This window comes from Alteromonas sp. D210916BOD_24, assembly GCF_047159385.1.
Taxonomy (GTDB): Bacteria; Pseudomonadota; Gammaproteobacteria; order Enterobacterales; family Alteromonadaceae; genus Alteromonas.
Genome location: NZ_AP038333.1, coordinates 600549 through 615496 on the forward strand (window position 1 = coordinate 600549; position 14948 = coordinate 615496).

General features: G+C 47.0%; 9 protein-coding genes. 7 read left to right on the forward strand and 2 right to left on the reverse strand.

Annotated features, from left to right (window positions below):
• Positions 1-175: 175 nt before the first annotated feature.
• From ACMCM8_RS02655 to ACMCM8_RS02670, 4 genes are all read left to right on the forward strand, one after another.
• Positions 176-1480, forward strand: coding sequence for a TMEM143 family protein (locus ACMCM8_RS02655; RefSeq protein WP_412725186.1), 1305 nt, complete (start codon positions 176-178; stop codon positions 1478-1480).
• 167 nt (positions 1481-1647) lie between these two features.
• Positions 1648-3096, forward strand: coding sequence for an exonuclease subunit SbcD (gene sbcD, locus ACMCM8_RS02660; protein ID WP_412725188.1), 1449 nt, complete (start codon positions 1648-1650; stop codon positions 3094-3096).
• On the forward strand, positions 3097-6855 hold the full coding sequence (locus ACMCM8_RS02665; RefSeq protein WP_412725190.1) for an AAA family ATPase: 3759 nt from the start codon (positions 3097-3099) through the stop codon (positions 6853-6855).
• Positions 6856-7022: 167 nt separating this feature from the next.
• A complete protein-coding gene (locus ACMCM8_RS02670; RefSeq protein ID WP_412725192.1) occupies positions 7023-8444 on the forward strand; it encodes a S41 family peptidase in 1422 nt (473 codons plus the stop codon).
• A gap of 89 nt (positions 8445-8533) precedes the next feature.
• Here the strand turns inward: ACMCM8_RS02670 and hutG are convergent, their stop codons facing one another.
• The gene (gene hutG / locus ACMCM8_RS02675; protein ID WP_412725194.1) at positions 8534-9538 is read right to left on the reverse strand and encodes a formimidoylglutamase; all 1005 of its coding nucleotides are present in this window, start codon (positions 9536-9538) and stop codon (positions 8534-8536) included.
• The gene (gene hutI / locus ACMCM8_RS02680; RefSeq protein ID WP_412725196.1) at positions 9531-10760 is read right to left on the reverse strand and encodes an imidazolonepropionase; all 1230 of its coding nucleotides are present in this window, start codon (positions 10758-10760) and stop codon (positions 9531-9533) included. The genes hutG and hutI overlap by 8 nt, the downstream gene beginning before the upstream one ends.
• A 114-nt stretch (positions 10761-10874) precedes the next feature.
• Here hutI and hutC point away from each other — a divergent pair, with 114 nt between their 5' ends.
• The 3 genes from hutC (at position 10875) to hutH (ending at position 14909) form a co-directional block, all read left to right on the forward strand.
• Positions 10875-11600, forward strand: a complete 726-nt coding sequence (gene hutC / locus ACMCM8_RS02685) for a histidine utilization repressor (protein ID WP_412725198.1) — start codon at positions 10875-10877, stop codon at positions 11598-11600.
• Positions 11601-11683: 83 nt separating this feature from the next.
• Entirely contained in the window at positions 11684-13366 is a 1683-nt protein-coding gene (gene hutU, locus ACMCM8_RS02690) for a urocanate hydratase (RefSeq protein ID WP_412725200.1), read from the forward strand.
• A gap of 4 nt (positions 13367-13370) precedes the next feature.
• Positions 13371-14909: a histidine ammonia-lyase gene (gene hutH, locus ACMCM8_RS02695; RefSeq protein WP_412725202.1), complete on the forward strand. Its 1539-nt coding sequence runs from the start codon at positions 13371-13373 to the stop codon at positions 14907-14909.
• Positions 14910-14948: the final 39 nt, after the last annotated feature.

A 14948-nucleotide genomic window follows, 5' to 3' on the forward strand; every position in this document is an offset into this window, starting at 1 on the left:
TTTATATAACTTATCACCGTCAATGAGTTATAAAAACAACTTAATGTGAATTTAAAGCCTGTTGACCTTTAGTGTACAAAATTCGGTCTAAATGCAACCCTTTTAATCGAGAAACAGACCGCAGCAAAAATGCACAGCAAAGATCGACAGGCTTTAGTACTATAAAATTAAGGCCATGAAGCAAAAACAATTAGAGCGATTTATTCCTTTTCGCAAACGAGATATTTTTACATTATGTGAAAGTATTATTCTTTCCTCCTCTCGTGATAATAAACCTAATTCGCTGACAGCGAATTCCGACAACCAGCTAGACATTCAAACTGGCAGACTTTTTGGTACTTTCTGTCAGTTACTTGAGAGTAGAATTCACTACCAATATCACGCCCAACTTGAACATCTTAAAGACTGTTATCATTTACTTGACCCCAATAAAGACACCAAAGCACTTTTCGCACTAGCGCCAGAACAGGCAAAACAGGATCAACACGCTTTTGCGTCTGGTTTTGCTCAATTGCTCGATGCGGCAAATTATGAAAAGGTGACAGACAACGACTTAAAAGCAGCGTTAGAAGAGGAATCGTTATTTAAAGTGAGACTTGCGGTGAATTTTGACGATTTCGAAGACGTAGTATTTTATCGTCGAGGTGAATCAGAGAGAACAGAAACCTTACGTTACTTCTTTGGCCTTAGAAAGAAGCAAATCTCGTTTACCCACTATGACAGAGTGGCAGTCTATTTTACGTTTAAAGATGAGGCCTATTTTGAGAGTAAGGGGATGAAACCGGTTACTTTCACACCAGGGTCAACCCTTGTAAAACTTTTTCAAAATGTGCCTAAAGCCGATTTGGAAATGTTATTTCCCAATAGTGAAGTTAAGATGCGCCCCATTGATAAGTTTATTATCAGTGCCTCTGCAGCCATTGGCGGAACGGTGGTATTGGTCACTAAACTCGGTGCTTCCTTGATCTTAATGGGCTCTTTCATCGCTTTTTGGTTGGGCTTAAAAGAAGAAGAGGTGACGTTAACTCAGCAAAGTCTTATCACGTTTGGCATAGGTATGGGGGTGTTTGGCAGCTTTGTAGTGAGAGAATGGACAAAATTTAAAAATCGTAAAATTCGTTTTATGAAGGCATTGTCAGACAACTTATATTTTAAAAACCTTGATAACAATGCGGGTGTATTTCATACCCTTATTGATTCTGCTGAAGAAGAAGACTGTAAAGAAGCTATGTTGGCATATAGCTTTTTGCTTCGCCATGGGGACAATGGGGCGTCAGCCTCCGCCTTAGACAGCACAATAGAAATGTGGTTTAAACATGAACATCATTGCTGTATTGATTTTGACGTTGCAGATGCACTAAACAAGTTGTTGCACATGTCATTGGTGATTAAACAAGATGAGGTATTTGTTGCTCGCGCATTACCAGACGCCGTAAATATACTGGATGAGTATTGGGATTCTATTTACCAGTCGGCATAGCTTCTGTCCTTTTGTGATTTATTTGATCCCTAAGGAAATCTATTGTTTATAGAGAATGCAACATTGTCTTTAAATAGGAAAATCTCTATAGTTCTTTTATATTCGTCGCGCTATTAATGTAGCGCGCCACGCAAGCGTTACCCACATACACCTTGGTCTTCCCCTACATGAAAATATTGCACACATCTGATTGGCATTTAGGTCAGAGTTTTTTTACTAAAAGTCGCAAGCGTGAACACGCAGCCTTTCTTAAATGGTTAGTTGAACAAGTAGAATTGAATCAAATAGATGCAGTTATTGTTGCGGGGGACGTGTTTGATACTGGCACACCGCCTAGCTATGCCCGCGAGCTGTATCACGAATTTATCGGTGCCTTACAAGGTAAAGAGTGTACCTTAGTGGTGTTAGGGGGTAACCATGACTCGGTTTCCGTTCTGAACGAAAGCAAAGCACTCCTGAAGTATTTAAACAGCCATGTCATTGCCAGTACGTACGGCGACATCACTGAGCAGTTGGTGGCGTTAAACGATCGCAACGGGAAACCCGGCGCCATTATATGCGCCGTCCCTTTTATTAGACCCCGCGATGTTATCACCAGCGAAGCGGGGCAAGACGCCATTGCCAAACGTCAGGCGTTGGGTGACGCTATAAAGCAGCATTACGCCACCCTTTATCAGCGTGCATTAGCACTCAAAGAGACGCTCGAAAAACAATATCATCGCGCGCTTCCCATCGTGGCCACTGGGCATCTGACTGCCTTAGGGGTTAGCCAGTCAGAAAGTGTTCGCGACATCTATATTGGCACATTGGAAGGTTTCGATGCCAAAGGGTTTCCACCTGCTGATTATATTGCACTGGGTCATATTCACCGGCCTCAAAAAGTGGCTAAGAAAGACCATATTCGTTACTCGGGCTCACCCATACCCTTGAGCTTTGATGAGCTAAATACCACCAAACAGGTGGTTGTGGTGGAATTCCCCAATATCGCCATTGAGGAAGTGGCTACCCTGCCACCCAGCTCGTCAACCGTCACGCCTATTATTACGCCTATTGAAATACCTCGCTTTCAGGCGATGGAAGTGGTGAAAGGTGACTTGCAGGGCATTGAAACTGCTATAGCCAATAGTGAAGCGATTGCCAATGCTCGCGAAGAGGAGCCGGTGTGGTTATGCGTGGAAGTTGATACCCAGGATTATTTAACTGATTTACAGCAGCGTGTACAACGCTTACTAGATGGTAAACACGCCGAAATCCTGCAATTAAAGCGCATAAGACGTCAATCGGTTAGGCAGTTGAGCAGTGAACGCAATGTACAACTCAGTGAGCTTACTGTAGATGAAGTTTTTCAGGCGCGCTTAAAGTTAGAAAATCTAGACAACGATGTCAGTGAGCAGGGCGATTTGCTGAGCCAGAAAATTGAGCACAATAACGAGCTTGAAAATAGCCCTAAGAACGGCTTAAACGCGGCTCGTCCCTCCCGTCGCTCACGTATGGAGGTGCTGTTTGCAAAGGCCGTTGAGCGCGTGCAGTGCAACGACGAAGATAATTTAGAGCAGCCGCAACAGGTAAGTACGCCTGTTCCAGAATGTTCGTCAATTAATGACGAGGGCGAGTAAATGAGAATACTTACCTTACGCCTTAAAAACCTGAACGCGCTAAAGGGTGAGTGGAAAGTCGATTTCACTCAATCCCCCTTTGTGGATAACGGACTTTTCGCCATCACAGGTCCTACTGGGGCGGGTAAAACCACTTTGCTCGATGCTATCTGTCTGGCGCTCTATCACCAAACACCTCGCCTGGGACCCATATCGACGTCAAATAACGACATTATGACGCGGGGAACCGCTGAGTGTTTGGCTGAAGTGGAGTTTGACATTAAGGGCAAAGCGTACCGAGCGTTTTGGAGTATGCGAAGAGCAAGAGGAAATGCAGACGGTAATTTGCAAAGCGCCGATGTGGAACTGGCTGAGGTACAAAGCGGTAAGGTTTTAGCCACGCAGGTTAGGCCGAAAAGCGAAGAAATTGAGCGACTAACCGGGCTTAATTTTGCGCGCTTTACCAAGTCGATGATGTTGTCTCAAGGGGACTTTGCCGCCTTTCTTAATGCCAACGAAGGGGATCGTGCTGAACTGTTAGAAGAGCTGACGGGCACGGAAATATACGGTCAAATTTCGCAAGCCGTACATCAGCAGTTTACCGAGGCAAAGCAAAAAAAGAATGAGTTTGCGGTAAAGCTCGAAGGCGTAACCCTATTAAGTGAAGCGCAACTCTCTTCATTACAGCAGCAGTTAACTGACGCCAAAACCCAAGTTGCAGCCCTTAACCAAACCATTGAAGATTTGCATCAACAAAAGCAATGGCAACAAGGGCTTGAGCAAAATCATTTGGCGCTGACCCAGGCTCAAAACGAAAAAACACAGGCCGACGATGCCATTGAGAAGGCACACAACGAGCTTGATAAATTAAAAAGAAGCGAGCCTGCTGAAAGTTTAAGGCTGCCCTATGAAAAAGTCAGTTCACTGCAGCAGGATCTGGATACCTATCAAACCCGTTTAAATGAAAAAACGACGGGATTGCCAGAAGCACAAAGCAATAAGCAACACGCTCTACAAGCCATTAACCAAGCAGAGCAAGGCTTACGCGAGGTAAAATCATACAATATGGCTCTTGAGCAGCGCCTGGCCAAAGACGTTATTCCCATTGATAATGACATAGACCACACGCTAAAAGCGCAACAAGCGAGCAGTGACACACTAGCCCGTCATACCGAGAAATTGAGTTCACTACAGCAACAAAAAACACAAAGCGAAAATAGTGTTGCCGGTCAAAAAGCACAACTCGACGCACTGACACATTACGTTCAGGAAAACCAGGTGCTCGGGACAATGGCTGAGCATATCAGCGGGTGGGCTGAAAGCGCGCGGTATATTGCCAGTGAAGAAGACACGATTAATGCGTTGGAAGAAAAAGGCAAAGGCACCCAGCGTTCTTTAGATAACCTCAAAGACAAGCAGCAACATGTCCAACAAGGGGTCAGTCAGCTTACTCAAGACGTCGACCGCGAAAAGCACACTCTTGCACAGCATCACCAAAAACTGGATGCGCTGCTGCTAAGTGGAGATAAAGCAAGTTTAGCCCGAGAAAGGGACGCCCGATATACGCAACTAGACACGCTGGTTCAACTTGAACATACGCAGCAGCAGTACTTATCGGCTGTAAATGAACAGCGCGCGTTAACCCAGCAAAGGCAAACTCAACATGAAACCCTGACGCAACAGCTTGCTGAGCGCAACACACTGGCTGAACAATACAAACAAACGCGAACGTTGTTAAAAGACATTGAAGCACTCATTGCATTGGATGCAGAAGTGGCGCATTTGCGAGCACAGTTAAAAGCGGGAGAGCCGTGTCCGGTATGTGGAGCAGACGAGCATCCTGCGGCAAATGTGTCGATAGACATTCCAGAGGCCGTTATTCGGCGGGACGATGCCAGACAAAAGCTCGAAGACATAGAACAACGTGGCGCGCAGGCAAAAGACAGTGCCAACCAGACAGAGTTGGCCCTTACGCAGACAGACAGCCAACTGCAAACCCTAGCGTCTACGTTAGAAAGCCTAAACCATAAATGGCATAGTCTGCTTACGCCTTTTACCCAGCACCAAGATGAACAGGGGCAACCCAGTCAAAGCCAAATTACGCAGGTGTTGGGTGACAGGCAAAGTGACCTGTTATCGCTTAGCATTGATGACGCTGAAGGACTGATTGCGTGTGTGAGCCATTTTAAAGCGCGTGGTGAAGCCATCAAAGTGCAACTAGAACAGATAGCAGACGGGGAAGCAGCGGTAGAAAAAGCGCGAGCTAGATTACATGAGGCCAATAGCACGTTACTGAATAAAAACAGTGAACTGCAACTCCTTTCACAGCAAGTCATTAGTTTAACAGAGCAATGCGCCAATGATCATGCGGCGCTCGTTACCAAGCAAGAGGGCGTTACCACGCGCACAGAAAGCCTGCTAGAAAGTATCGCTGGGTTAGGTGTGCAGGTGCCTCGTCCAGAGCACCTACAAACATGGCTGTCTGATAACGTTGAGGCAATAAAAACCTATAAGCACAATCAGCAGCAGCTAGTTGAACTCACCCCACACATTACAGCGTTTAACAATAAACTCATCGAAATTAACCGTGATATAGGGAGCGTGTCTGCACAGCTACGCGATGCACAAACACAACACGCCACCCTCGCTTCAAGTCTATCGGCACTGAAGGAAAAGCGCGACAAGGTCTTTCCTGAAAAAGACATTGAAGCAGAAAGAGCGAAAGCGGCACTGGCTATCGAACAGGCAGAGAACAGCGTAAATGGCTGTAGAGCACAATATCAACTAGCAGAAAACACAGTGGCCCGGTTAGAAGCAGAAATAGCACAGTTGCAAGAGCAGTTAACCGAAAAGCGCAACGAGCATAGCCATGCAAAAGCCCAGTTTGACGCTCAGCTAGCGTCCAGCCCGTTTGACAATGAACACGCCTTCACCGCCGCCTTGCTTGATGAAGATGAGCGCAAAACACTGCTAAATTTGCAGCGCACATTAACAGAAGCACAACAGCAGGCACGTATACGCCTGGACAATGCAAAGACGCAACAAGACACCCTTTACTCCCACCCTCAGGCTGCAAAGTGGCAAGCGGTGATAGACGAACACGGTGTAGGCTGGGTAACAAGCTGCTTAAACCAACACATGCAGCAAAAAGACGCGTTACTCTCAGGGGTAGGCCAACTTGAGCAGCAACTTACTGCGAACAACCAGGCACGTGAGAAACAACAGCAATTGCTCGATGAGATGGCTGCGTTTGAAACTTATTACGATGATATTACCTACTTGCACTCGCTTATCGGGTCGGCCAGTGGTGATAAATTCAGGCGCTTTGCTCAGGGACTAACCCTTGATAATCTTGTGCAGTTGGCCAATCAGCAGCTGGACAAATTGCACGGGCGTTACCAGCTTGCACGAAAAGAAAACGAAGGGCTCAGCTTAAGTGTGCTTGATACATGGCAAGGGGATGTAGAGCGCGATACCAAAACCCTGTCAGGAGGCGAGAGCTTTTTGGTCAGCCTGGCGTTGGCGCTGGCGTTATCAGATTTGGTCAGTCATAAAACCAGTATTGATTCACTATTTCTCGATGAAGGTTTTGGTACGTTAGACGCAGAAACTCTTGATGTAGCGCTGGATGCGCTAGACAACTTAAACGCCAGCGGCAAAATGATCGGCGTGATCAGTCATATTGAGGCGATGAAAGAGCGTATTCCCACGCAGCTTAAAGTGATCAAACGCAACGGGGTTGGATTAAGCGCGCTAGAAAAGCCCTATGCGGTAGGGTAATTCCACCGCATCGCTCAGTTATTTAAGCCTTGGTTATGCAGTCTGTCTCGTTATCAACAGGCTTGCGTTTAGACTGAAACTCGCACGCCAAAGGACAGTGGGCTCTAGCAAGTTTATGAATTTATGATACTTTATTGTTTTTCTATGTAGAAATAGACATTATAAAAATGAAACAACTTGCACTACTTCCTCTTTTTGCTTCTTTCTTTTCGTTTGGTAGTACCTTTCAGTGTGAAGACGAATTCGAATGGTTAAAAACCACGTTTGAAAACAATGATGCAGGTTTTCACTATACGGTCTTGCAAAAAGGGGATGACCTTTATGCTGCTCATAACAAAGCCACATCTACGCTATTACAAAGCGCAAAGGACGAGGAGCAGTGCCACACAGTATTACGCGATTGGCTGTCGTTTTTTCGCAAGGGGCATATTGGTCTTTCGCTAAATGCGAGTCGTTCTAATGAGGCGGTACGCGAATCGGCAGTGCATGATTTTGATTTGCCCGCATTCAAACAGTATTTAAAAAGCAAAAGTGATGAAAGTCTTGAAGGAATATGGCGTTTTTCGAGCTATACGGTTGCGCTAAAAAAAGAGGGTAATGTCCATAACGGTTATATCATCGAAAGTGCCAACCCATCGTGGAAAGTGGGGCAGGTAAAACTGGTTATTCACGAGACTGAAGACAACAGCAACCCAAAAGTGACGTTTTTCATGGGCGATCACTCCGCACGTCAGATAGATACCATGACTTTTTTGGGTAACAATGAAGTGGTATTGGGTAATAGCTTTATCGTTATGTCTCGTCAGGCGCCGCGGCAAGAATCGTCACCTGAAATAAAACGTTATTTGCGCATGCTAAGTACTGATGAACCTCTGTTTGAAAAAATCTCGCAAGACACGGTGTTAGTCCGTATACCGTCATTCGAGCATGTCTTCAAAAAAGACATCGATGAAGTTATCGCCAAAAACTTAGATACCATTTTAAGCACTGAAAACTTAATCATCGACATCCGAGGAAACGGTGGCGGCAGCGACGTAAGTTATGCGTCTTTAATACCGCTTTTATACACCAACCCTATTCGAACCGTGGGTATGGAGTACTTATCTACCGAGCTTAATAACAAAAGAATGCTTGGCTTTTTACAAAATCCTCATTTCAGTGAAGAGGAAAAGCGCTGGGCAAAGGAGGGATACGACACCCTTCAGAAACACATTGGCAGCTACATCAACATTGATAAAGACGTAACCGTCGAGACATTCAACAAAATAGAGCCTTTGCCCAAGCATGTAGGTGTACTTGTTGATGCAAGCAACGGCAGCACCGCTGAACAATTTCTGCTCGCGGCAAAGCAAAGTAAGAAAGTGAAACTATTCGGGCAAACCACTGCTGGTGTGCTTGATATCTCGAATATGTATCAAACTGATTCGCCGAGCAGCGTGTTTACTTTGCATTACAGCCTGACAAAAAGCTTGCGTATTCCTCACATGGCAATAGATGGAGTAGGGATCCAACCCGATTATTATCTTGATAGTAAAATTCCACTATACGATTGGATTTCTCATACCCAGAGCATAATGGAAGGAATGTAAATGGGTATTGGCAGGCGCACGTATACAGCCGGTGCCAGGTTCAAGCCAGCTTCAACGCTACATGAATAGCAATCCCTTCGTATGTAACGCTAATTGGATGAATTGATTGCATCTACTGCTTCAAAAATTAGCCGTGCAGCAAGCTTCGCTGTTCGGCTATCAATATCATAGTTGGGGTTCATTTCTGCAATATCACACAGTCGCCATTGGTAACCAAACGTGCTCTGATGCTGTGCTAAGAAGTGCAATGTGTTGATGACAAGTGTGGGGGAAATGCCTAATGCACTGGGGGCGCTCACGCCAGGCGCCTGCGCTGCGGAAAACGCATCTAAACATACCGTGACATAAAGTTCGTCGATGTCTTTTAGCATGGGAGATAGCAGTTCATCAATTCGCTGCATACTGAGCGACTCATCATTTAACGCCACGTCGGTGAGGTAACGCGTGTTAGACGCATGGGCAAAATTAAATAGTGCTGGCGTATTGGCTGCTTTCGACACACCCAAACAAGCATAGTGAAACGGTGTATCGTGAAGTTGGCAATGCTCATATACCTGTCTAAACGGTGTGCCTGAACTGGTATTGGGAGAAGGCTTTCTCAGGTCGAAATGCGCATCAAAATTAATGATGCCAATGCGGGCATGTTCCGATTTGGCATTGAAAAGACCTTGGTAGCTACCCCAGGCAATCTCATGTCCTCCGCCTAAGCCGATGGTTAAACCGTTGTTTTGCTTAAGTGCATAGGCGACGGCGTCGGCATATTGGGTTTGCGCGTGGCTTAAATTATCTATTGCGGCGACGTTACCTAAATCAGTCAGTAAAGCGTCAGGCCAGTGCCAGGGTAAGTTTGACAATGCCTGGCGAATGGCGTTTGGGCCAGCCGCTGCGCCCACGCGCCCTTTGTTAAAGGCCACGCCCAAATCACTTTTAAACCCAACAAGGGTAATGGTATTAGCAATAGTCGCGTTCTTATTCGCATCTTTACCTTTAGCGCAAGCGCCGTTTTCAATAGCGGTGTGTTCGCTTACTTTTTGATGCCAACGCAAGCCTTCAATACCATCTTCGCTGTCTACTCTACCTTGCCACTTAAACATGTTTACCTTCCTTATAGACCGCAGTAGGGCGGTGGCCATTAATACAATAGGCAAGCTCAGCAGGCGTTTCGATATCCCACAGGGTAAGGTCTGCAAGCTTCCCGGTATCAATAACACCTCGGTCTTGTAATCCGAGGGCGCTAGCTGCATGTACTGTTGCGCCGCGCAATGCTTCATCTGGTGTCAGTTGAAACAATACGCAGCCCATATTTATAGCAGTAAGTATAGATGCTAAAGGCGAACTACCCGGGTTAAAATCGGTCGCTAAAGCCATAGGCACATTGTGTGCGCGCAACGCGTCTACGGGCGGCTTTTGCACCTCGTTCAAATAATAAAAAGCGCCCGGTAGCAGCACAGCGACAGTGCCACTTTGAGCTAGCATAGGAATGTCGCTGTCGGCCAGATACTCGATGTGGTCGACCGATAATGCTCCGTATTTAGCTGCTAGTACCGCGCCTTTGCTGTCGCTAAGTTGTTCTACATGGGCCTTAATTGGCACGCCATAGTGTTGTGCGCAGGCAAACACCCGTTCAGTTTGCGAAACTGAAAAGCCAATGGTTTCACAAAAAACGTCTACCGCGTCGGCCAATTTCTGTGACGCAATATGGGGTAGTACGTCGTTGCAAATAAAATCGATATAGCCATCTGCGTTATCGGTAAATTCATTGGGCAGGGCATGGGCGCCTAGATAGGTGGTTTGAATGCTAACGGGTAGGTGTTGCTCCAGCGATTTAGCGACCCTTAGCATGCGCAATTCAGTATCCAAATCCAACCCATAGCCAGACTTCACTTCTATAGTGGTTACCCCCTCTTCGCAAAGTCTTTTGGCGCGTTTTATCGCAGTATTAAGCAGTGTGCGATCGTCAGCACGTCGTGTTTTTTCCACCGTACCTTTAATGCCGCCGCCTCGTTGTGCAATTTCAACATAGCTTGCGCCTTGTAAGCGCATTTCAAATTCTTCAGCGCGATTGCCGCCATAAACCAGATGGGTATGACAGTCGACAAAACCGGGCAACAGCCATTGTCCTTTGCCATCGACCACGTTGTCACTCATTTGTTGCAGGCGTTCAAGCTCGTCTGGCGTTTGACACTCGGTAAGTAAAGTAATGTGCCCATCAGTTACGCCTAAGGTGTTGCTGGTAAGCGCACCGTAGGGAGATTGATTTAACTGCATTGAGGCGATGCGAACATTGTATATCAAGATATCGTATCGGTTGGTCATGGCCACACTCTTCTTTCACCTAAACATATTTACAATGAGTCTACTTGTACATACTTGTATATACAAGTATGCTGTTATGAAAATGTTAATACGATTAAACTGTCGACCCCAGCTATGCAACCACGCTATGTACACATAAAAACCAAGTTACTGGACGCCATAGAAACCGGCGCGATGAAACCCGGTGAACAGGTTCCGTCAGAAAATCAGCTGGCGCAATTGCACGGCGTAAGCCGAATGACAGCGCGGCGCGCATTGAGCGAAATGGTTGATGAAGGCATTTTAATGCGTAGCCAGGGGCTAGGTACGTTTGTCTCTGACCACCGACCCATGAGCTCGATGTTAGAGATAAAAAGCATTCGCGATGAAATTGAACATCGCGGGCATGCGTATACCAACCAAATACGCTTGTTAGAACGCACCTTCGCCAATGCGGATATTGCCCAGCGATTAGCTATACCAGTGGGAAGTGACGTTTTTCACAGCATTATCGTGCATTGCGAAAATGCCCTTCCTATTCAATTTGAGGACAGATGGGTAAACCCTCAGTGGATACCTGACTATCTCGAGAAAGACTTTACAGCACAAACCGCCAATTACTACTTAAACCAAGTGGCACCGTTATCTCAGGCCGATCACAGTGTAGAAGCTGTGTTGGTAAGCCCTGAAGTGGCAAAAGCATTACTTATTCAAAGTAATGCTCCTTGTCTAAAAGTGACCAGACGTACGTTTACAGGCATTAAAGCCAGTGACAACCCGTCGGCCAACAATGTGGTTAGCCATGCGGTACTTTATCACCCTGGCAGCCGCTACCGTTTAGGTGGACATCTTGAGTTTTAATGGCGCTACAAAATAACAATGATGAACGACAAGGTATTTGCAGGTAAGCAGTAACAATAACCTGCAAGTTTGAGGAGAAGTTTATGGATCGCCTAGACCCTAGTAGAGAAATACGCGCCCCCAGAGGCAGCAAGCTGAACGCCAAAAGTTGGCAAACCGAAGCGCCATTGCGCATGTTGATGAATAATTTAGATCCTGAGGTGGCAGAGCACCCTCAAAACCTGGTGGTTTACGGGGGAATTGGGCGTGCGGCTCGGGACTGGGCATCCTATGACAAAATTGTGGAAGTCTTAAAGCGTCTGAATACCAATGAAACCTTGTTGGTGCAGTCAGGCAAACCCGTTGGCGTGTTTCCCACGCACGAAAATGCGCCGCGGGTATTGATTGCTAACTCGAATCTGGTGCCCCATTGGGCAAACTGGGAACACTTTAACGAACTCGATAAAGCTGGGCTGATGATGTATGGCCAAATGACGGCGGGTTCATGGATTTATATCGGCTCTCAAGGCATTGTTCAGGGAACCTATGAAACCTTCGTTAGTGTGGCGAAAACCCACTTTGATGGCGAGGCGAAAGGGCGCTGGATCCTCACCGGTGGTTTAGGGGGAATGGGCGGTGCTCAGCCGTTAGCTGCCACTATGGCTGGTTTTTCCATGATAGCTGTCGAAGTAGATGAAAGCCGTATCGATTTTCGCCTGCGCACTGGCTATCTGGATAAAAAAGCAACCACACTAGAAGACGCCATTGCCATGATTGAACAGGCTAAAGGTGAAGGTAAGCCGGTGTCGATAGGCTTATTGGGCAATGCGGCAGAGGTATTTCCAGAGCTACTTAAACGGGGTGTAATTCCTGATGTGGTGACCGATCAAACCAGTGCTCACGACCCGCTAAATGGCTATTTACCGGTGGGCTGGACACTTGAACAAGCAGCGCAACGACGCAAGACAGACGAAGCAGGTGTGGTAAAAGCTGCCAAGCAATCTATGGCTTTACAGGTAAAAGCCATGCTTGGCTTTCAACTCGCTGGGGCGGCAACCTTGGATTATGGCAATAATATACGTCAAATGGCCCTTGAAGAAGGCGTAGACAATGCCTTTGACTTTCCTGGTTTTGTACCGGCCTATATTCGACCCCTTTTCTGTCAGGGAATAGGTCCGTTCAGATGGGCGGCCTTATCCGGTGATCCAGAAGATATTTATAAAACTGACGCCAAAGTGAAAGAGCTCATCCCCGACAACCCCCATCTGCACAATTGGTTGGACATGGCCAGAGAGCGCATTCAATTTCAGGGACTGCCAGCACGTATCTGTTGGGTCGGTTTAGGTGAACGTCAGAAGCTGGGCTTAGCGTTTAACCAGATGGTCAGAGACGGTGAATTAAGCGCGCCTGTGGTGATTGGTCGCGATCATCTGGATTCTGGCTCGGTGGCATCGCCAAACAGAGAGACAGAATCAATGCTCGATGGGTCAGATGCCGTATCAGACTGGCCATTGCTAAACGCTCTGCTTAACACGGCAGGTGGCGCCACGTGGGTTAGTTTACATCACGGTGGTGGTGTGGGTATGGGCTTTAGTCAGCACTCGGGTGTGGTCATTGTTTGCGATGGTTCAAAAGAAGCCGATGAACGCATTGCCCGTGTCCTTCACAACGACCCGGCCACTGGTGTTATGCGTCACGCAGACGCAGGTTATGATATTGCGAAAGCCTGTGCACAAAAACACCAACTCGACTTGCCTATGCTTAATACCGCCAAGGGAGAGAAATAACCCTATGCAATCGACTTTAACACTTATCCCTGGCACGCTGACGTTGTCTCAATTGCGCGAAGTACACCGTCATCATGTGCATCTAACGCTTGATGAGAGTGCCAAGCCAGCTATTCACGCCGCAGAACAGGCGGTGCTTAATGTTATAAAAGAAAACCGCACGGTATACGGTATAAATACGGGGTTTGGTTTGTTAGCGAACACCCGCATTAATGTGGACGAACTTGAGCTACTTCAGCGTAGTATTGTGCTCTCTCACGCGGCGGGCACCGGCGACTTTATGAGTGAAGACACCGTACGTCTTTTGATGTTACTTAAAATCAATTCCCTTGCCCGAGGTTTCTCTGGTATTCGCCTGAGCGTTATTGAAGCGCTTATAAAGTTATACAATGCCGAAGTTTACCCTGCTATCCCGGAAAAGGGCTCAGTAGGTGCAAGCGGCGATTTAGCGCCATTAGCGCATATGAGCGTGGTCCTTCTGGGGGAAGGTGAAGCATTTTATAAAGGTAAGCGAATTGGTGCTAAGCAAGCACTATCCCTTGCGGGCCTCGACCCTATTGCCCTTGCGCCCAAAGAGGGGTTAGCGCTCTTAAACGGTACGCAAGCTTCAACAGCGTTTGCCCTACAGGGATTGTTTTATACCGAAAATGCGCTTCACAGTGCCATTGGTATTGGTGCACTTACCGTGGAGGCCGCACTGGGCTCTCGGGTGCCCTTTGACGCGCGTATTCATCAGGTTAGAGGGCACCAAAGTCAGTGCGATATCGCTCAGGCTTTCAGAGAGCTATTGGCCACCTCTGAAATAGGTGACTCCCACCAACGCTGTGAAAAAGTACAAGATCCTTATTCTTTGCGCTGTCAGCCACAGGTGATGGGGGCGTGTTTACAACAAATGCGCTATGCCCAGGAAATCTTAGTGACAGAAGCCAACGGCGTCAGTGACAACCCTTTGGTTTTCGCAGATGAACATGGCCAAGGTGATATTCTGTCTGGCGGTAATTTTCATGCAGAAACAGTGGCAATGGCGTCAGACATGCTGGCTATTGCCCTGTCTGAAATTGGGGCGTTATCGGAACGAAGAATGTCACTTATGATTGATACTCACTTAAGTGGACTGCCCCCATTTTTGGTCGAAAATGGCGGCGTTAATTCGGGGTTTATGATTGCGCAGGTGACCTGTGCCGCGCTGGCCAGTGAAAACAAAACGCTGGCTCACCCTGCCTCTATCGACTCATTGCCCACCTCGGCCAATCAGGAAGACCACGTATCGATGGCCACGTTCGCGGCGCGTCGATTGCGAGATATTTTTGACAATGTGGCCGGTATTTTGGCCATTGAGTGGTTGGCGGCATGTCAGGGGCTGGATTTCAGACGGCCACTTCACACCAGCGAACCGCTTAAGCCTTTAAAGGCGCTGTTGCGCGAACACGTCGCGTTTTACGATAAGGATCGTTACTTTGCCCCCGATATCGAAGCGGCAAAACAATTGATTAAACAGCATGATTTAATGGATAAAACTGGCTTGTGCTTATTGAATGATTAGCATAATTACCCCATGCTTAGTGTGACAGGCGACGTGAGT